Here is an 18090-nt window from a genome sequence, read left to right on the forward strand (position 1 = left end):
TCGCATGATGGGCGCGCTCCGCACGCTGCACGCCTGGGCCGGGGTCGCGCTCGCGGTTCTGGCCGTGGTGTTCGGCCTGACCGGATCGTTGCTGGTGGTCGAGGACGACTGGATCCGCGCCACCGTGCCCGCCGCCCGCGCCGAAGTCGATCTCGACCCCGTCCGTCTGGGCGCGGCGCTGAACCGGCTGGAGACGGCCGAACCCGAACTGACCTCGGTGGTCCTGCCTGGCGGGGCGGTCGGGGCGCACCGGCTCTATCTGGCCGATGAGGGCTTCGGCTACGCCGACGCCGACGGCGCCGTGGTGGACCGCTGGCGGGGCCCGGCCCGGGCCGAGACCTGGATTTTCGACCTGCACCACGAACTGCTGGCCGGCCACACCGGCAAGCTGGTCGCCGGCGGCGCTGGCCTGGCCCTAGTGTTGATGATTCTCACCGGCCTGATCGTCTGGATCCCGACCTGGCGCGCCAGCGGCTGGCGGGTCTGGCCTCGCTCGGGCGCCCGGCGTGAGCTGATCGGCAGCCACCGCAACCTCGGTCTGATCTTCGCGATTCCGCTGATCGTCTTCAGCCTGACCGGCGCGGCCATCGTCTTTCACGGGACGACCCAGGCCCTGCTGGACGGCGCGCCCAAGCCGCCGACCCCGGTCGTCGGGCGCGGAGACGTCGACTGGGTCCGCGCTCTGACGGCGGCGCAGGCCCGCTTCCCCGAGGCGACCCTGAGGATGGCCAGCCGTCCCGCCGCGCCGGGCAAACCCGCGACGATCCGCCTGAGGCAGCCGGGCGAGTGGCATCCCAACGGCCGCACCACGGCGACCATTGATCCGGCCACCAGCGAGGTGGTCGCGACATCGGACGCCAACGCCCTGCCGCCCGGCATCCGCGCCTACAACGCCTTCTACCCCCTGCACGCCAGTTCGATCGGTGGCTGGCTCTACGACTGGGTGACGGCGCTCAGCGGACTGGCCATGGCCGGGCTGGGCGTGATCGGAGCCTGGGCCTTCCTGGTCAAGCCACGGCAACGGTCGCGGCGGTCCGCATTGATCCGCTGACGAACGCGCTGCCTCATGCCGATGCCGCCTCGCCGCTCGCAGGCTCTCCCGCACTGACCGCCCCGGACGACCGCGCACATCCAAAACGTCAAGGAACGGCGGGCCTCCCACGGCGTTCTGCGTGCGGTTCACGAGCAACCGCGAGCCGTTTCTGCTGGGCCCCGCCGTGAGACGTCGCGGCGGGGCTTTCCGTCTGATGCCGTACCCTAGCTGAATGCACGGCCAGCGAAGCGGTCGTCGCCAGTGGCCGACAGCGATGTCGTCGCGCTCGGCCAGGAGAAGGCCAAACCGTTCGCCTCGCAATCCTCGTGTGCCCCCCTCAAGACGCAGCCGACCCCGCGGCAGCCAGGATTCTGTCGACAGGGATGCGCGGGCGTTATTCGCCGGTGACGAGGACGATCTCATCCGGGGACATTTCCGGCCGAACGCTCATGCCCCGATAGCTGACCTCGACATCGGAGGAGCCGGGATAGTCGGGCGCGGGCGTCAGCCCGACCTCGCGACAAAACTGGTCCCACTGATCGAATCCCACCGTGACGCACTGCAGGTCGTCGCCGCGGTAGGCGTCCATCGCATGATCAACCTCGTTCCTGATCGTCATCCGGACTCTCCCCAACCTCAAACCTGCCAATCGACAACGTCGGCGGGAGAGAACTCTCCCGTCTGACCGCGACGGCGGCTATTTGCACGCCACTGAGCTAGATTGGCCAGACCCTGCGCATCTGGCTTCCCCGATCCGGGGACATCACGCCGCTGGGACGTCCGTTCGCTTTAGCTCCCTGGGCAAGCCGGATGGCGGCCTCTTCGGCATTTACCTGGTAGTCGAAATTTCCTCGCGTCACACCGTCGGACATGACGGTCCAGCGGTCCCCGGTCCTCAGGACAAACAGTTCGACGATTTCGCCCGCCACCAGCGTCTCCCGGATGCACGCCGCCGTTGCTGGCGTCGCTGATGACGGGAGTATATCGCAGGCTGTCACCCCGGCCAGCCTGGGAATTGGCGGTTCGTTTTGACCCGCCCGGCTGGCCCGGGCGGGAGGCGGGGCCGACCGACCTCCAATCTTTCCTCGCGCCTCTTGATCCTCTAGCGGCTTGAGCATGCATGCTGCTACTGAGACCCAATCTCACGAACAGGATGCCCCGATGCCAGCGGCGCTTCGCCTTCTCCTCGTCCTCGCCGTTCTGCTGGGCGTCTCGATGCCCCAGCGGGTGGCCGCGCAGGAGGCGACGCCCGGGGCGGAGACCGCCTGGCGGCTGCTGGACTACATCGCCGTCGACTATCCCGGCGCCGTCTCCGGCGGCCGGGTGATCAGCGAGGCTGAGTACGCCGAGATGCGCGAGTTCTCGACCTCGGTGCGCACCCGCATCGCCGCCCTGCCGGCGCATGAGGCCCAGCCCCGGCTCCTCGCCGCGTCGTCCGTCCTGATCTCGGCGGTCGAGGCGCGCGAGACGCCGCTAACGGTTGCCCGGCAGGCGCGGAGCCTCGCCGACGCCCTTCTCGCCGCCTATCCGACGCCGCTGGCGCCGCAGGCCATCCCAAATCTGCCGCGCGGCGCGGCGCTCTACGCCGAGCAGTGCGCCGTCTGCCATGGCGCGACCGGCCGCGGCGACGGCCCCGCCGCAGCCGGGCTCGAGCCGCCGGCGATCGCCTTCACCGATCGGGACCGCGCCCGCGAGCGCAGCCTGTTCGGTCTCTATCAGGTGATCGGCCAGGGCCTGGACGGCACCGCCATGGCGAGCTTCGCCCATCTCTCCGCCGAGGACCGCTGGGCGCTCGCCTTCTACGTCGGCGGCTTCGCCTACGCCGGGGAAGCGCCCCGTGCGGGGGAGCGCGCCTGGCGCGACGATCCCGAGCTGCGCGCCGCCGTTCCGGATCTCGAGGCCCTGACCCAGGTCACGCCGGCGGCGCTGACGGCCCGCCTCGGGGAGCCTCGGGCGAACGAGGTGGTCGCCTACCTGCGCAGCCATCCGGAAGCCCTCGCGGTCGGGAGCACGGACGGGCTCGATCTGGCGCGCCGCAGGCTCGCCGAGAGTCTGGCCGCCTATCGCGCCGGCGACGCCCGCAAAGCCGAGGAGCTGGCCCTCTCGGCCTATCTCGACGGCTTCGAGCCCGTGGAGCCGCTGCTGCGGGCCCGCGACGGCAAGTTAATGGCCCGGATCGAGGCCGCGATGGGCGAGCTTCGCGCCAGCCTCAACCGCCAGGCTCCGGCGGACGAGGTGGCTGGACAGGTCACGGCCCTGAGCGGGCTGTTCGACGAGGCCGGGCGGGCCCTCGCGCCCTCCCAGGCCTCGGCCCTGTCGACCTTTCTCGGCGCCTTCACCATCCTGCTGCGCGAAGGGCTGGAGGCCCTGCTGATCGTGATCGCGATGATCGCTTTTCTGCGCAAGGCCGAGCGACAGGATGTGCTCCCTTATGTCCATGGCGGCTGGATCACGGCGCTGGCAGCCGGTGCCGCGACCTGGGCGGCGGCCACCTGGTTGATCGCCATCAGCGGTGCCAGCCGCGAGCTCACCGAGGGCGTCGGCTCGCTGGTCTCGGCCGTCGTGCTGTTGTCCGTCGGCATATGGATGCACGGCAAGGCCCAAGCCGGCGCCTGGCAGGCCTATATCCGCGACAAGCTGTCGGCCGCGCTGTCGAAGCGATCGGTCTGGTTCCTGTTCCTGCTGGCCTTCATCGTGGTCTATCGCGAGGTGTTCGAGACCATCCTGTTCTATGCCGCCCTGTGGAGCCAAGGAACCCAAGGCGCCCTGCTCGGCGGCGCGGCGCTGGCGGTGGCCTGTCTCGCCGTGATCGCCTGGGGCCTGCTGGTCTTCAGCAAACGGCTGCCGATCTCGCAGTTCTTCGCCTACAGCGCCCTGCTGATCGCGGCCCTGGCGGTGGTCCTGGCGGGCAAGGGCGTGGCCGGACTCCAAGAGGCGGGCGTAATGGACGTCCATCCCCTGGCCGCCCTGCCCCGCGTCGAAATCCTCGGCCTGTTCCCAACTCGGGAGGGTCTGGTCGCCCAGTCCTTGGCGCTCGCGGTGGTGATCATCGGCTTCTGGTGGGCGGATCGGAAGAGCCGGGCGGGGGCCTAGGGCCGGGCCGCCCCCGTCGCGGGTCCCGGCTGCGGTCAAATCGGCGCTTCGTCCGTCAGCTCGCCGCCCTCCAACCCCCTTTTCTCTTCGGCAGGCGGGTTCGCTGCCGCTCCGGGCGGCGTTCGAAAGGGCGTTCGGTGCGAACCCCAAGGGCCGCCTGCTCGACGCATAGACCTTGTCTGAACCCGCCGACCCAAACCTCCACCCGCGCGCGGGAGCCCGCTGCGGCTCGCCCAGGCCAACCCTGCCCAGGATTTCCAGATGCGAACTGGCGGGTCTCGGATGGCGGGACACATCCATGCAGATCGAGAGCGCGGCCTCGTGCAGATGTCCCTTCCGGCGCAGGGCGAGCGCCCGCGCCTTCGCCTCGGCGACACGCCCCTCCTCCCGCCGCATGAGGCAATGGAACGGCGTCGCGCGGCGCGACCGCAAGGTCAGGCCGGACCACGTGGTTCCCCCACAGCTCCAGCGCCGACCGCTTCTCCGGCACATAGGTGTGGCGACCATAGACGCTCGTGACCGTTGCGCCTTCGTTGGGCGTATGCCCGAGCACCAATCCAACCACGAAGCGGCTGACGCCGAACCGGCCCGTCGAGGTCTCGCGCCGGACCGCCTGACGTCATGAGGCGACCCCGCCGTCAGTTTTCTGCGTGTGCAGGTCCGCGCGAAGGCCGGGGTGATGGCGTGGGGGTCCACATACTGGCCGGGCGAGCGCGAGACCAAGGACCGCGGTAAAGGCGAGAACGGAAAGCCAGACGGCCGTCTTCGCCAGCTGAAGGTCGCCGGTCAGGAATCCATACCGGGTGGCCGCCTCACTGAGCCACAGGGCGAAGATCCAGAACAGGAATCCCCGCAGCCCCAGGGCGCGCTGGCGGACGGCGGTGAGCGCCAGAAAGACCACGATGGCGCCCAGCCAGGCGAGGTCGGCGATGGCGCCGAGGGCGCCCAGCATGTCGGCGCCGAGAAGACCGACCTGGGCCGATGGAATTGCGCGGGCGCAAGACAGGGCCGGGCCCTATGCCCTACCCTGCTCCAAATGAACGACAACTCGCACTTCCGGCAGCTTCTGGCCGCCGCCGCCGCCCAGTCCGAACCGCAACGTTTGCTGTTCGTCTTCGCCGTCGCCGAACTGCCCGACAGCGCCACGCCCGAACAGCGGGCACGCTTCCGGTCAGGCCGTGGAGGCGCGCTCGCGCCGCTGATGTGCGTCGACAAGGCCCCGCGGGACCTACCTGACTTCCCGTCCCTGGTCTCGGAAGCCGGGCGGGCAGGTCCGCCGTGGAGCGTGGTGTTCACCGCCAGCCTGTCCGGACAGGCCGGCCGTCCGCCTGATAAGGCCCGGATCGATCTGGCCCTCGAGACCATGGCCGCGGCCGTGCGCGACGGCCGGATCGACGGTTTTGCCGCCTACGGACCTGAGGGCGAGTTCCTGGAAATCGGCTGAGGCGGCCAATTCAGGAGGCGTCATGCGCCGTTACGACTACCTCGTGATCGGTTCGGGAATCGCCGGCGCCTCCATCGCCTGCGAACTGGCTGACCCGGCCAGCGTGCTCGTTGTGGAACGGGAGGCAAGCCACGGCTATCACACCACCGGGCGCTCGGCGGCGATGTTCATCGAATCCTACGGCAACGCCTGGATAAGGCGACTAACCGGGGCCAGCCGCGCCTTCTTCGACGCCCCGCCCGACGGCTTCTGCGACCATCCGCTGCTCAGGCGCCGCGGCTGTCTCAACATCGCCACGCGCGATCAGCTTCCCGCTCTCGACGCCCTGGCCGCCGACATCGTCGCCGAGGGAAGCGGGATGCGTGAGATCAGCGGCGAGGCGGCGCGGGCCATGGTCCCGATCCTGCGCCCGGATGTGATCGCAGCGGTGTTCGAGCCCGGTTCCAGCGATATCGACACCCATGGCCTGCACGCCGGCTATCTCCGCATGGCCCGGTCCAGAGGGGTCGATCTGCGGCTGAACGCCGGCGTCGAACGGATTGAACGCCGTGGGACAGGGTGGCGGATCGCGCTGGCCGGCGGAGATGCGGTCGAAGCCCGGGTGATCGTCAACGCTGCCGGCGCGTGGTCCGATGCGATCGCCGAACTGGCCGGCGTCCGACGCGTGGGGCTGGAGCCCCGGCGGCGGACGGTGATCCTGATCGACCCGCCGGCCGGACTGGCCATCGAAACATGGCCCACGGTGATCGACGTCGACGAGCAGTTCTACTTCAAGCCGGAGTCGGGCCGCCTGCTCGCCTCCCCCGCCGACGAGACCCCGTCCGCTCCCGTGGACGCCGCGCCCGAGGAACTCGATATCGCCATCTGCGTCGATCGCATCGAGGCGGCGACCACCCTCTCCATAAGTCATCTGCGGCGCTCCTGGGCCGGGCTGCGGACCTTCGCCCCAGACCGGACGCCCGTCATTGGCTACGATCCGGATATGGCCGGCTTCTTCTGGTTCGCCGGCCAGGGCGGCTACGGCATGCAGACCGCCCCCGCCGCGGCCCGCCTAGGGGCCGCCCTGGCGCTGAAGCGCGAGATCCCGTCCGACCTCGGAGAACGCGGTCTCGGACCTGCGCCCTTCTCTCCCTCAAGGTGGTGGTGAGCCGGTCGGTCAGGCGGCGGCGAAAATCTTGCCCGGGTTCATCAAACCGTCCGGGTCCAACGCCTGCTTCACCGCCCGCATCAGACCCACCGCGCCACCGAGTTCGTCGATGAGCGCGCCCTGTTTACCCAGACCGACGCCGTGCTCGCCCGTGCAGGTGCCGTCCATGGCCAGAGCACGCTGAACCAGCCGCGCATCGAAGGCGGCGGCGGCGGCCATCTCGGCGGGGTCGTCCAGGTTCAACAGCAGGATGGCGTGGAAATTGCCGTCGCCGACGTGGCCCAGCATCGTGCCCGGAAAGGGTGCGCTGTCCAGGTCCGCCCGGGTTTCGGTGACGCATTGCGCCAACCGGCTGATCGGCACGCAGACATCCGTCGACCAGGGCACGGCCCCGGGCCGCAGCGACAGGGCGGCGAACCCCGCCTGATGGCGTGCCTTCCACAACCGGTCGCGCGCCTCCGGCTCGGTCTCCCAACGGAAGTCGGACCCCCCGTTTGCCGTCGCCAGCTCACCAACAGCCTCAGCCTGGCTCCTGACGGCGTCCGGCCCGCCATGGAACTCAAGAAACAGGCTGTCTGCGACCGTATAGTCGAGGCCGAAGGCCCGGTTGACCGCTCCCATCTGGATCGCGTCCAGATATTCGGCGCGGGCGGGCGTCAGCCCCGACTGCAACGCCTCGATCACGGTAGTCACGGCCGCTTCCGCCGAAGGAAAGGCGCAGACTGCAGCCGCCATGGCCTCCGGGACCGGATGCAGGCGCAGGGTGACCTCGGTCGTCACGCCCAGCGTCCCCTCCGAGCCGACGAACAGATGGGTGAGGTCGTAGCCGGCCGAGGACTTGCGCGCACGACCGGCCGTGCGGAGGATCTCCCCCGCGGCGGTGACTACCGTCAGGGCCATGACATTCTCGCGCATGCCGCCGTAGCGGACCGTGGTGGTTCCCGAGGCTCGCGTCGCCGCCATGCCGCCCAAGGTCGCGTCCGCCCCCGGATCGACCGGGAAGAACAGCCCGGTGTCGCGCAAGTGGGCGTTCAGCGCCGTGCGGGTCACGCCCGCCTCCACGGTGCAGTCGAAATCCTCGGCGCTCACCCGAAGCACCCGGTTCATGCGCGACAGATCGAGGGTCACGCCACCGCCGACGGCGCCCACATGGCACTCCAGCGAGGTGCCCGCGCCGAAGGGAACCACCGGCGTACGGTAGTCGGCGCAGGCGCGCACGACGGCGGCGACCTCCTCCGTCGTCCCGGGAAAGGCCACGGCCTGGGGCGGCAGGTTGGGATGGCGCATGCCGCCGCCGCCATGATGACCGCACACCGTGGCGTTGACGGTGAAATGCTCGCCCAGCAGATCGGCCAGGCGGCGGATCAGCCCTTCGGGCAGCGGCGCGTGGGGGGCGGATTGGGTCATCGGAACATCGCCTCGATCAGATGGGGACCCGGCGTCGCATTGGCCCGGTTGAGCGCCGCGGCGAGTTCGCCGGCCGTGCGCACCCGGGTGGCGGGCACGCCGAAGCCCGCCGCGAGCGCCGTGAAGTCGATCGCGGGCCGGGTCAGGTCGAACAGGGCCCGGGCGGCGGGGCCGCCGGACGGAGCCCCGGCTCGCGCCAGCTCCAGTTCGAGGATGGCGTAGGAGCCGTTGTTGAGAATGACATTGGTGACGTCGAGGCTTTCGCGGGCCTGGGTCCACAACGCTTGGACGGTGAACAGGGCGCTGCCGTCGGCCTGCAGAGCGATCACCCGGCGGCCGGGACAGGCGAGCGCCGCCCCGGTCGCCAGCGGCAAACCCTGCCCGATGGCGCCGCCGGTCAGCGACAGCCAGTCGTGCGGCGCCGCGCCGGCCGCGAAGTCATAGGCGTAGAAGCCGAGCGAGATCGACTCGTCGCAGACAATGGCCTGGTCGGGCAGGGTCGCCGCGACCACCCGGGCCAGCAAATCGGCGTCCAGGGCGCGCTCATGGTCGGCTTCGGCGAACCCCGGGGCGAGGACCGCCGGCCCGGTGGCCAGCTCGCCCGCCGGGCCCGCCACGGCCTCGGCCAGGGCGATCAGCGCGGACGTCGGGTCCTCGCCCGGCTCGACCAGGGTCAGGAAGCGGGCGTCCTCCGCCGTCGGCCGGGTCGGGCGTCCAGGCAGGGCGAAGAAGGCCACCGGCGCGGGTGCCCCGGCCAGAATCACCGTGCCGACCGTCCCGAGGAGGCCGGCGCTCATTTCGATCAGATAAGGAATGCGAGGCAGGGCTGACCGGCCCCGGCCGCGCTCGATCCGTGCCGGGAAGGTCTCGGTCAGGACCAGCGCGCCGGTGGCGGCGCCGATCCGCGACGCCGCGGCGCAGGCCTCGGCCCCCAGCCGACGGCCGCCGAGAAGAAGGGCGCAGCCGGGCCTTCTCAGGGCGGCCGCGATCTCGTCGATGCGCCGGTCCCAAGTCGGCGAAGACGACGCCTGCGGCTCGGGCGCGGCCGGGGCCGCCGTCTCGTCGGACCAGGCGACGTCGGCCGGGATGATCAGCGCCGCCGGCCCGGACCGGACCGCCGCCGTCACTGCCCGGGCGGCCAGATCGATCGCCTGGGCGGGCGTCTCCGCCGTCTCGAGCCAGCGGCTGACCGGCCGCGCCAGGGCCTCGATGTTGCTTTGCAGCGGGGCGTCGTTCTTGCGGTGGTAGGTGGCGTGATCTCCGATCAGGCTGACGATCGGGGTGCGGGCGCGAAAGGCGTTGTGCAGGTTGGCGGCGCCATTGCTTAGCCCGGGTCCCAGATGCAGCAGGGTCAGGGCTGGTGCGCCGCGCATGCGACCGTAGCCGTCCGCGGCGCCGGTGACCACGCCCTCGAACAGGCCGAGCACCGGGCGGATGCGCGGCACGCGGTCAAGCGCGGCGACCAGGTGCATTTCCGAGGTTCCCGGATTGGCGAAACAGACATCGACGCCCCGGTCTGCGAAGGTCTCCAGCATCCGTACGGCGGTTTCCATGACGCGCTCCGCTCCCGCCGGCCGGGACTCGACCGGCAAGCTGTTTCCAGGCGAGGCTAGGCGCGTCCTCGAGCAAAGATTGTCGCGTTCCTGACATTCCAGAGGTACAGAGAGTCGCATGGAGATCGCCGCCGCCAGCCGCATTCTCGGGTCTGACGCGTGGCTGGGGGCCTTGCCGTCGGACACTCGCGCGGCGCTGTTGGGGGCCGCCCGTATCCGGGCCGTCGACAACGGCGCCGCCGTCTATCGCGCGGGCGATCCGGGCGATGGTCTCCATGCGGTGCTCGAAGGGGAAATCCGGCTGATCGGACATTCCGAGGCCGGGCGCCGCCTCGTCTATCTGATCCTGCGACCGGGCGACTGGTTCGGGGAGATGTCGGTGCTGGACGGCAAGCCCCGCTTTCACGATGCGATCGCCTTCGGCCCCTCCGTCGTCCTGCATGTCGATTCGATTCGGATCGATCTCATCGCGGCCGCGCATCCACGTTTCGACCGCGCCCTAGGGGCGCTGACCTGCCAGCACCAGCGCGCCGCCCTGGCCTTCGTGGAGCACGCCCTGACCGCCTCGACCGAGGCCCGTCTGGCCTTCATCCTGACCGAGATGGCGGGTCGCCACGGACGCCCTGTCGGAAGCGGGGTCGAGATCGATCTGCGGCTGAGCCAGGAGGATCTCGCGGCCCTGGTCGGAGTCTCGCGCCAGAGCCTGGCCGCGCTGCTGGGACGGTTGCGCCGGGAGCGGGTGATTGAAACCCGCTACGCCCGCCTCGTCGTTCTCGATCTCGAAACGCTCCAGCAGAAATGCGGGCGGTCGCGGTCCTAGAAGAACGACCGCAACCGACGCAGCTTGCCTTCGGAATGGGGCGGGAACCGCAGTCCGCTGTCGAACCGGACCGGGCGGCGCAGCACCGCCTTGGCGTGGGAGAAGGCGTCGAATCCGGCGCGGCCGTGATAGGCGCCCATGCCGCTCGCGCCCACCCCGCCGAACGGCAGGTCAGGAACGGTCTGCTGCAGGATCACGTCATTGCCGCAGAAGGCCCCGGCGCTGATGTCCCGCTCGACCCGGTCGATCGCGTCGCGGTCGCGACCGAAGGCGTAGGCGGCCAGCGGCTTGTCCCGCGCCCGGACCATGGCCAGGGCTTCACCCCAGCTGTCGTACGGGATCAGCGGCAGGATCGGGCCGAAGATCTCTTCCTGCATGACCGGCGCATCGACCGGAACGTCGACCAGCACCGTCGGCTCGATGAACAGGCGTGCCGGATCGGTGCGACCGCCGATCACGACCCGCCCGTCGCCGAGATAGGCTGAAAGGCGTTCGAAATGACGCCGGTTCAGGATCCGTCCATAGTCGGGGCTGGTCGCCGCGTCGCCGTCATGGAATCGCGCCAGCGCCGCGCGATAGGCCGCGAGGAACGCGTCTGTCCGGTCGCGCGGGACGAGCACATAGTCCGGCGCGGTGCAGGTCTGACCGGCGTTCAGCGACTTGCCCCAGGCGATGCGGCGGGCAGCTTCCGCGACGTCGGCGCTGTCGTGCACCAGCGCCGGGCTCTTGCCGCCCAGTTCCAGGATCACGGGCGTCAGGTGTCGGGCGGCCGCGGCCATCACCAGCCGCCCCACCCGCGCCCCGCCGGTGTAGAGGATGAGGTCGAACCGCTGCTCCAGAAGACGCGCCGCGCCTCCCGCGTCCCCCTGGACGACCTGGATGGCCTCCGGATCGAGGTAGCGGGGCAGGAGTTCCTCCAGCAGATCGGCCGTGGCCGGCGCCTGTTCGGAGGGTTTGACGACCGCGGCGCACCCGGCGCCGAGCGCGCCGATCAGCGGCGACAGGGTCAGGAGGCAGGGATAGTTCCAGGCCCCCATGATCAGGGCCACGCCGCGCGGCTCCGGCACGACCCGGGCCGCGCCCGGGAACAGCGATAACGGCGTACCCACCCTCCGGGGCCGGGCCCAGCGATGAAAGGCCCGGGCCGTCTCCCGGGCCTCGGCCCGGACCAGCCACGCCTCGGCGGTCAGCGCCTCGGCGCGCGGCTTGCCCAGGTCCCGGGCGAGCGCCCTGACGATGTCCGCTTCATGCCCGTCGATCAGGCGGATCAGTCCGGCGAGCTGCGCGGAACGCCAGACGGGATCACGCGTCCGACCCTCGTCGAAGGCCGCCCGGGCCATGGCGACGGCGCGGTCATAGCTCCGGTCAGAAGACGACGCATCCATGGCGAACCTCGTGAAGACAGCCAGCGCGGTCGGGTGAGCGCCTCCCCGCGACGCTTTCGGTCGCACGCAGACGCGAACGACGCCATGCGGCGCATCATCGCCGCCCTGCGGTGCCCGGGCCTGCAGGATTGCCCAACGGACGGAAACGCATCATTGACCGCGGGGCCCGCTGCGGAAACCCTTCATGGCCCACCTATCCACCAAGACTTACGGCGCCGATCGAGGTCTGTCGTGCGCCTTCAGACAATGGGCCGCCGACAGCCATTGCCACCTTCTCCACGGCTATTCGCTGGGCTTTCGCTTCACCTTCGCCGCCGAACAGCTCGACCATCGCGGCTGGGTCGTAGACTTCGGCAAGGGCGGCTTCGGCCGTATCCGGGAATGGCTTCACGCGACTTTCGACCATACGCTTCTGGTCAGCGACGACGACCCTGATCGGGACACCTTCCTGCATCTGGAGACTCTCGGCCTGGCCCAGGCGAGACTGGTCCCCGGAACCAGCTGCGAACGCCTGTCGCAGCATGTTCTCGAACACGCCGAAGGCTTGATACGGGAAGCCACCGGCGGGCGCTGCTGGGTCCAAAGCGTCGAATGTTTCGAGCATGGAGCCAACAGCGCCATCTATGAAAACCCGACAGCCCTGCTCTCAAAGATCGACCTGGAAGTCTACGCACGCCTGTTGGCGGGCACGTCGATCGACAAGGGCGCGCGCTGAAATCTCCCAAGCCGCACAGCCAGGCGATAGAGCGGCTGCCTATAGCAGGCGATCACGCCCTTTCATTACGCCATGTGTGGACGGCTCCCCGTTGGCAAGGGTGAAGTGAGGTTCTGCTAAGTCTGGTCGGTGCGGCCATGTGTTCGACCTGTTGGTGCGGTACGCATGACCGCTGGCCATAGTGCCTTCCACGAAGATGGGTCCCGACCAAAAGCACGCGCTCGAAGCGCTCTGGCGCAAGTGGGTTTTCCCGCCTTCCGGTATCGACCGGCTGTCGCATTACATCCTGTTCGCCCTTCCCAAGCTCGTCAGCCGCGGCACTCCCGCCTCAGCCTGATCTCTATGCCGCCAGCGGCTCCCTGTAGCGTTCGCCGGAGGTCATGATCGCCCAGACCATCCGGGCGGTCTTGTTGGCGAGCGCGACGGCTGCCACCTTCGGCGTTCGTCGCGCGAGCAACTGGACCAGCCATGGCCGTCGCGTGCCGTTCCGCACGGCGTAGCGCACGACAGCCAGGGCGCCGACGACCAGCATCTGTCGCAAGTAGCGATCGCCCTGTTTGGTAATGCCGCCGAGCCGCTCCTTGCCACCGCTAGAGTTCTGTCGTGGGACGAGACCGATCCAGGCCGCCAGATTGCGGCCGGTCTTGAACGCCTTCGGATCGGCGATCGTACCTACGAGGGCGCTGGCCAGCAGTGGGCCAACGCCCGGGATCTCCATCAGCCGGCGACCGACCTCGGTCGAGCGGGCATTGGTTCTGATCAGTCGGTCCCCTTCAAGAATCTGCGCGTTTGAAAGCCGCAGCTGAGCAACCAACATGGTCAGGCAGCCTCGTGCCTCGGACGGAACACGCGGATCGCCCGCATCCTCTACGACTTCGATCAGCGTCTGCAGGCCCTGCCGACCGATCGCGGCGGCCATCCCGAACTCCGCCATGTGGCTGCGGATCGCATTGGACACTTGGGTCCGCTGGCGGATCAGGATCGATCGCGTGCGGTGAAGCACCATTATGCTCTGCTGCTCGGGAGACTTCACTGGCACGAACCTCATGGTCGGCCGGCTGACGGCCTCACAGATCGCCTCCGCGTCGGCCATGTCGTTCTTCTGGCGCTTCACGTAGGGCTTCACATAGCTCGGCGGCATCAGCCGTACGTCGTGGCCGAGCCCGCTCAACTCGCGCGCCGAGTGATGCGATGTCCCGCAGGCCTCGATCCCGACCAAGCATGGCCCCAGCTTGCCGAAGAACTTCAGAAGCCGCGCTCTCGTCAGCTTCTGTCGAATGACTACGCCGCCTTCAGCGTCGATGCCGTGCACCTGAAACACCGACTTCGCGATGTCCAATCCAATCGTGACTACCTGTCCCATGGCTCTCCTCCAGCTCTGACCGGAAGCTGACGCTGCCGGTGGGTTGGAGAGCCGTCCACAGCATCAAGAGCGGACATTGGCAGACTTCCGGGAAGCCGACGCTCATGCTCGCAACTGCTTTCAGCCGCGAAACCGAAGCGCGTTCAGCAGCAGGAAGAAGGCGGGCGAGGCGTGGCGGCGGCTAGGGTAGTAAAGGTGATACCCTGGGAACGACGGCCACCAGTCGTCGAGCGTCCGGATGAGCTCCCCGGAGGCATTGTGGGGCGTGACGATATCCTCGGGCATGTAACTTCTGGATTCTCAGACGGGCTGTCTCAGATCTCTCGAGCCCGTGGCTCACGGCGACGATCTGCATTCTGCTGGCAGGCGTTTTGCCGGCGTCTCTCTTCCTGCCCACGACGCCTCTTTTCAGCGGCGCCTGGGTCGGAGCATCATTCCTCCTGACAGCGCCAATGGTGATGCTCTCATGCCTTTTTCATCGTCGCGCTCGCGGTGTCCCTCCGCCATCTCGCGCCTGCGATCGAGCGCCGGATCGATCAGAGAAGCCCGCGTCACTAGGGCTGATCAAATGATCCAGGGTCGAGCACTTGTTTTCCAGGATTGGTGAAGGTGAGCCTCCGGACGGTGCTGAGTTCTGGGCCTCGGCCGGGATCCGCTGCAGGCCATCCCAATGGTCGACGATCATCGATCTGAGCGGCGGCGAGGGCGGCCTCGACTGCGGCAACGTCATCCAGATGGGTGCCGCGGTCGTCTTCGTCCCGCGCCGCTGAGCGGATCACCCGGGTTGGCCTCACGTCCCGGCGTCCGGAAGCCGCACCCAACACAGGTCGAGCCGGGCTTCTCAGAGGAGAGTCCCCTGGCCAGCCAACGGTCAGCGCAGACTCCATTGACGGCGCAGCTTTATGCAATATATTGCGCAATATATTCCATACAGAGTAGAGCGTCATGTTCCCTCGTCTCCTTTATTTCCTGTTCGTCTTGACGATCACGCCGACCATGGCCGCCGCCCAGACGTTGGATCGCGAAGCGCAACGCGAAGTCGTCACCCACCTCGAGACGGCGCTGCGGGAGAACTATGTCTTCCCCGACCGCATCCCCACGATAACCGCCGAGCTGGACCGGCGGGTTCAATCCGAGCCGATCGAAGGCGAACAGTTCGCGGCCAGTCTCGCCCAAGGCCTGGTCAAGGCGAGCGACGATCTGCATTTCTCGGTGGCGTTCGATCCGGCCGAGGTCGTCGCCGATCGCCAGGCGAAGGCCGACGGGGAAGAAACCACCCAGGTGCAGCGCGACAGCGAGCGGGCCGCCAATTTCGGCTTTCGAGACGTTCGACGGCTCGACGGCGGCCTAGCCTACATCCGCTTCGACTTCTTCGCCGACCCGCAATACGCCCAGGAGACGGCGGCAGGGGCCATGCGGTTCGCCGAAGGCGCCAAGGGGCTGATTATCGACCTCCGCTACAACAACGGCGGCGTCCTCGAACTGGCGCAGTTCCTGATGAGCTACCTCTATCCGGCGGGCAAGGAGCAGAAATTCTTCGACTACTACTACAATGACGACGGCGTTCGCGTGGAGCGCAGCCAGTGGAGTCTGGCCGCGGTCCCCGGCCAGCGGTCGGCGGATATCCCGGTGGTGGTGCTGACCGGATCGACCTCCTTCTCCGCCGCCGAATGGATGGCGTTTTCCCTCCAGAAGCTCGGCCGTGCGACCGTAATCGGGGAGCAGACCTCGGGGGGCGCGCATCCGGTGACCCGCGTCCCGATCGACGACCGGTTCATGCTGCAGGTGCCGTTCGGTCAGATCCGGGATCCGGTCGATGGCCAGGATTTCGAGGGCGTCGGCGTGACCCCCGATCTCGTCGTCCCGGCCTCGGACGCCTTGTTGGCGGCGCAGAAATTCCTGCTGCAGCGTCAGGCTGGGGCGGGCGACGCGGACGCCGCATGGGCCTTGGCCCCCATAGAGTTCGCGATCGCTGGAGGAGCCGTGAGCGCGACGAACCTGGATGACGCGGCCGGACCCTATGAAGGTCGGACGCTTGTTCGCACCGCGACGGGTCTGATCTATCGCTGGCGCGAGCGGTTCGTCCTCGCCCTCGATCCGATCGGCAAGGATCTGTTTGCGGTCCAGGGCACGGATGACTACCGGTTCCGTCTGGTGCGTGACAATGGCGCCGTGACCGGCCTGGAACGTGTGTTCCGGTCTGGCGACACAGCGCTCTATCGTCGCCTGGACTGAGTGAGGAGTTTCGGCGGATGACCGAGCTGAGCCGAACCTACCTCGGCCGCCTGAGCGAGCAGTTGAGCGACCTTGTCGCGCAGCAGTCCGCCGAGGTGTTCACGCGCGCCGGTCTTGTCGTGCCGGTCAAATCGTCTTCCCTGCTGAACGCGATCGCGACCCTGGGGCCGGTCTCGGTCTCCGATCTGGTGCGGGCGCTGAATCGGTCCCACCAGCTCATCCAGCAGAAAATCCCCAAGCTGGTGAAGCTGGGGCTGATCATCCGCGGACCCGATCCTGAAGACCAGCGCGCCCTCCTGATCGAGATCACGGCCGCGGGGCGCGACCAACTGGCGCTGCTGGATCGCCTCGCTCCCGAGTTCGATCGCGCCTATGCCGAGATGGAGGAAGTCGCCGGTCCGGTGTTCGATACGATCGATCGCGCGATCCAAGCCCTCAGGGCTCGCCCCCTCATCGATCGCATCGTCGTCTAGAGCCCCGCAAGGCGCAGCGATCCGCGCAGCTCGGTCGACGATCGAGATCCTCACGACCGGGGGCTCCGCGACCCGCCTAGTCGTCGCGAGGCGGATCCCAGGTCATCTCGATCATGGTACGCCGGAACCCGGCTTCGGCGAACAGGGCCTGGCCCGCGATGTTGCGCTCCGGCAAGCGCCGACAGTTACGCGGAATTAGGCCAGATGGTCGGCTTGTCGGCTCCTGCGGTCCACAAACCTGTCAAGAAACTGCGGGCGTCGGGGTGTCTGCGCCGCACCGTGGGGTTCAACCTCGGCCAGATGTTCGACAACAGCCAGCACGCGCCGACCCTCGAAGCAGCCCGACCGAAGATCGACGCATACTACGCCCGCGGATTCCGATGGGTCCGCATTCCCGTCACCTGGACCGAGACGGTCAGCGGCGCGACCCTGGCGGATCCGGACACTGGCCGGCTCGTCCGGGACTCTCCTCGACTCGCTGAACTGGAAGCGGTGATCGACTACGCCCTCGCCCAACCCGGCCTGCATGTCGTGATCAACGCCCACCACGAAATACGGCTCAAAGATCAGGCGCGCGGCGATGTTCTGGCCCAACTTTGGTCTGACATCGCTCAGACCTTCAAGGACCGGGACGGCCGACTGATGTTCGAGATTCTCAACGAGCCCCATCTGAGCAACCATGAGTCCATGGCGCCCGAAACCCTGCGCGCCATGACGGGTCAGGCCTATCGGCGCATTCGCCAGATTGACCCCGGCCGCATCGTGGTGATCGGCGGCAATCAATGGTTCGGCGCTCAGGAAATGGCTACGGCCTGGCCGAATCTCGCCGCCGTCGGAGACGGCCGCGATCCGTATGTCATGGCCACCTTCCATCACTACAATCCCTGGGCCTTCGCCGGCGACAACCAGGGTGACTACGCCGATCCATGGACCGAGGACGACGCCAGCGGTCCGATGCGACTGATGGCCCATTGGGCCGGGACGACCGGTGGTGGAATGCCCGTGTTCATCGGTGAATGGGGGGTTGGCTGGCAGAGCCGGTTCCAGACGATGAATTGCAACAACGTCCGGCTCTGGTACGCCCGCTTCGACGCAGTTCACGCCAAAGCCTTCGGGATGCCGACTGCTGTCTGGGACGACGGCGGCTGGTTCCAGATCTTCGATCACGCGCAGAACGAATTTTCCAGCAATCTCATCGACTGCATCGACGGCTCATGCGAGTGGGACGGCCCCGACCGCTTCAACACCGACTGTCTGTAGACGAAGTCGACCGCCTGGCGGTCGAGCGACGTGACGCCGTCGAGCGCCGACGAGGACGAAGGCGAGGACGGCGATGCCGTGAAGGTGCGGGCGAGAGCCTCCGAGCCGAAAGCGATGGGGTGGACGCCCCCCGACGGCATCGATGTGCCAAAGTGGAGGTGT

At 68.5% G+C, this 18090-nt stretch carries 17 protein-coding genes; 9 read left to right on the forward strand and 8 right to left on the reverse strand.

From position 1 onward, the window contains the following. Positions 1–4: 4 nt before the first annotated feature. On the forward strand, positions 5–1051 hold the full coding sequence (locus tag PSV23_RS07010; protein WP_300467291.1) for a PepSY-associated TM helix domain-containing protein: 1047 nt from the start codon (positions 5–7) through the stop codon (positions 1049–1051). Between the two features lie 376 nt (positions 1052–1427). On the opposite strand, the gene PSV23_RS07015 is transcribed toward PSV23_RS07010, so the two are convergent. Together PSV23_RS07015 and PSV23_RS07020 are read right to left on the reverse strand one after the other, a co-directional pair. Continuing rightward, positions 1428–1652: a hypothetical protein gene (locus tag PSV23_RS07015; protein WP_300467293.1), complete on the reverse strand. Its 225-nt coding sequence runs from the start codon at positions 1650–1652 to the stop codon at positions 1428–1430. 97 nt (positions 1653–1749) lie between these two features. After that, on the reverse strand, positions 1750–1962 hold the full coding sequence (locus PSV23_RS07020) for a hypothetical protein (RefSeq protein ID WP_300467295.1): 213 nt from the start codon (positions 1960–1962) through the stop codon (positions 1750–1752). 232 nt (positions 1963–2194) lie between these two features. Between PSV23_RS07020 and PSV23_RS07025 the strand changes: the two genes are divergently transcribed. Further along, positions 2195–4126, forward strand: a complete 1932-nt coding sequence (locus PSV23_RS07025) for an FTR1 family protein (protein ID WP_300467297.1) — start codon at positions 2195–2197, stop codon at positions 4124–4126. A 619-nt stretch (positions 4127–4745) separates the two neighbouring features. Here the strand turns inward: PSV23_RS07025 and PSV23_RS07030 are convergent. Then, positions 4746–5078, reverse strand: coding sequence for a hypothetical protein (locus PSV23_RS07030; RefSeq protein ID WP_300467299.1), 333 nt, complete (start codon positions 5076–5078; stop codon positions 4746–4748). An 84-nt stretch (positions 5079–5162) separates the two neighbouring features. Here PSV23_RS07030 and PSV23_RS07035 point away from each other — a divergent pair, with 84 nt between their 5' ends. Both PSV23_RS07035 and PSV23_RS07040 read left to right on the forward strand, forming a co-directional pair. Then, positions 5163–5570, forward strand: coding sequence for a ribonucleotide reductase subunit alpha (locus PSV23_RS07035; protein ID WP_300467301.1), 408 nt, complete (start codon positions 5163–5165; stop codon positions 5568–5570). A gap of 22 nt (positions 5571–5592) precedes the next feature. Continuing rightward, a complete protein-coding gene (locus PSV23_RS07040) occupies positions 5593–6717 on the forward strand; it encodes an FAD-dependent oxidoreductase (protein ID WP_300467303.1) in 1125 nt (374 codons plus the stop codon). A 9-nt stretch (positions 6718–6726) separates the two neighbouring features. On the opposite strand, the gene PSV23_RS07045 is transcribed toward PSV23_RS07040, so the two are convergent. Then, entirely contained in the window at positions 6727–8124 is a 1398-nt protein-coding gene (locus PSV23_RS07045) for an FAD-binding oxidoreductase (RefSeq protein ID WP_300467305.1), read from the reverse strand. Continuing rightward, complete coding sequence (locus PSV23_RS07050; RefSeq protein ID WP_300467306.1) at positions 8121–9677, reverse strand: acetolactate synthase large subunit; 1557 nt, start codon at positions 9675–9677, stop codon at positions 8121–8123. Before PSV23_RS07050 ends, PSV23_RS07045 begins: the two co-directional genes overlap by 4 nt. Before the next feature lie 118 nt (positions 9678–9795). Between PSV23_RS07050 and PSV23_RS07055 the strand changes: the two genes are divergently transcribed. After that, positions 9796–10497 carry a Crp/Fnr family transcriptional regulator gene (locus tag PSV23_RS07055; RefSeq protein ID WP_300467307.1) on the forward strand — a complete coding sequence of 234 codons (702 nt, stop codon included), beginning with the start codon at positions 9796–9798 and terminating at the stop codon, positions 10495–10497. On the opposite strand, the gene PSV23_RS07060 is transcribed toward PSV23_RS07055, so the two are convergent. Further along, positions 10494–11882: an aldehyde dehydrogenase family protein gene (locus PSV23_RS07060; RefSeq protein WP_300467308.1), complete on the reverse strand. Its 1389-nt coding sequence runs from the start codon at positions 11880–11882 to the stop codon at positions 10494–10496. The two genes, PSV23_RS07055 and PSV23_RS07060, sit on opposite strands and share 4 nt — an antisense overlap. Positions 11883–12066: 184 nt before the next feature. Between PSV23_RS07060 and PSV23_RS07065 the strand changes: the two genes are divergently transcribed. Continuing rightward, positions 12067–12597, forward strand: a complete 531-nt coding sequence (locus PSV23_RS07065) for a 6-carboxytetrahydropterin synthase (RefSeq protein WP_300467309.1) — start codon at positions 12067–12069, stop codon at positions 12595–12597. A 340-nt stretch (positions 12598–12937) separates the two neighbouring features. Here the strand turns inward: PSV23_RS07065 and PSV23_RS07070 are convergent, their stop codons facing one another. Both PSV23_RS07070 and PSV23_RS07075 read right to left on the reverse strand, forming a co-directional pair. Continuing rightward, complete coding sequence (locus tag PSV23_RS07070) at positions 12938–13960, reverse strand: IS110 family transposase (RefSeq protein ID WP_300467310.1); 1023 nt, start codon at positions 13958–13960, stop codon at positions 12938–12940. 120 nt (positions 13961–14080) lie between these two features. Beyond that, positions 14081–14245, reverse strand: coding sequence for a hypothetical protein (locus tag PSV23_RS07075; RefSeq protein ID WP_300467311.1), 165 nt, complete (start codon positions 14243–14245; stop codon positions 14081–14083). Between the two features lie 660 nt (positions 14246–14905). On the opposite strand from PSV23_RS07075, the gene PSV23_RS07080 reads away from it, so the two are divergent. The 3 genes from PSV23_RS07080 to PSV23_RS07090 all read left to right on the forward strand — a co-directional run bounded on the left by PSV23_RS07080 (position 14906) and on the right by PSV23_RS07090 (position 17928). Beyond that, positions 14906–16195: a S41 family peptidase gene (locus PSV23_RS07080; RefSeq protein ID WP_300467312.1), complete on the forward strand. Its 1290-nt coding sequence runs from the start codon at positions 14906–14908 to the stop codon at positions 16193–16195. A gap of 17 nt (positions 16196–16212) precedes the next feature. Next, a complete protein-coding gene (locus PSV23_RS07085) occupies positions 16213–16668 on the forward strand; it encodes a MarR family transcriptional regulator (protein ID WP_300467313.1) in 456 nt (151 codons plus the stop codon). A gap of 204 nt (positions 16669–16872) precedes the next feature. Beyond that, positions 16873–17928 (forward strand): glycoside hydrolase family 5 protein, encoded by a 1056-nt coding sequence (locus tag PSV23_RS07090; RefSeq protein ID WP_300467315.1) that lies wholly within the window; start codon positions 16873–16875, stop codon positions 17926–17928. Positions 17929–18090 lie beyond the last annotated feature (162 nt).

This window comes from Brevundimonas sp. (assembly GCF_029946145.1).
GTDB lineage: Bacteria > Pseudomonadota > Alphaproteobacteria > Caulobacterales > Caulobacteraceae > Brevundimonas.

Bases quoted from the DNA above. Each gene is read 5' to 3' on its own strand.
- PSV23_RS07090 (WP_300467315.1), top strand. From the start codon at position 16,873: ATGGTCGGCTTGTCGGCTCCTGCGGTCCACAAACCTGTCAAGAAACTG.
- PSV23_RS07035 (WP_300467301.1), top strand. From the start codon at position 5,163: ATGAACGACAACTCGCACTTCCGGCAGCTTCTGGCCGCCGCCGCCGCC.
- PSV23_RS07075 (WP_300467311.1), bottom strand. From the start codon at position 14,245: ATGCCCGAGGATATCGTCACGCCCCACAATGCCTCCGGGGAGCTCATC.
- PSV23_RS07065 (WP_300467309.1), top strand. From the start codon at position 12,067: ATGGCCCACCTATCCACCAAGACTTACGGCGCCGATCGAGGTCTGTCG.
- PSV23_RS07050 (WP_300467306.1), bottom strand. From the start codon at position 9,677: ATGGAAACCGCCGTACGGATGCTGGAGACCTTCGCAGACCGGGGCGTC.
- PSV23_RS07055 (WP_300467307.1), top strand. From the start codon at position 9,796: ATGGAGATCGCCGCCGCCAGCCGCATTCTCGGGTCTGACGCGTGGCTG.
- PSV23_RS07010 (WP_300467291.1), top strand. From the start codon at position 5: ATGATGGGCGCGCTCCGCACGCTGCACGCCTGGGCCGGGGTCGCGCTC.
- PSV23_RS07060 (WP_300467308.1), bottom strand. From the start codon at position 11,882: ATGGATGCGTCGTCTTCTGACCGGAGCTATGACCGCGCCGTCGCCATG.
- PSV23_RS07085 (WP_300467313.1), top strand. From the start codon at position 16,213: ATGACCGAGCTGAGCCGAACCTACCTCGGCCGCCTGAGCGAGCAGTTG.
- PSV23_RS07030 (WP_300467299.1), bottom strand. From the start codon at position 5,078: ATGCTGGGCGCCCTCGGCGCCATCGCCGACCTCGCCTGGCTGGGCGCC.
- PSV23_RS07015 (WP_300467293.1), bottom strand. From the start codon at position 1,652: ATGACGATCAGGAACGAGGTTGATCATGCGATGGACGCCTACCGCGGC.
- PSV23_RS07045 (WP_300467305.1), bottom strand. From the start codon at position 8,124: ATGACCCAATCCGCCCCCCACGCGCCGCTGCCCGAAGGGCTGATCCGC.
- PSV23_RS07040 (WP_300467303.1), top strand. From the start codon at position 5,593: ATGCGCCGTTACGACTACCTCGTGATCGGTTCGGGAATCGCCGGCGCC.
- PSV23_RS07070 (WP_300467310.1), bottom strand. From the start codon at position 13,960: ATGGGACAGGTAGTCACGATTGGATTGGACATCGCGAAGTCGGTGTTT.
- PSV23_RS07080 (WP_300467312.1), top strand. From the start codon at position 14,906: ATGTTCCCTCGTCTCCTTTATTTCCTGTTCGTCTTGACGATCACGCCG.
- PSV23_RS07025 (WP_300467297.1), top strand. From the start codon at position 2,195: ATGCCAGCGGCGCTTCGCCTTCTCCTCGTCCTCGCCGTTCTGCTGGGC.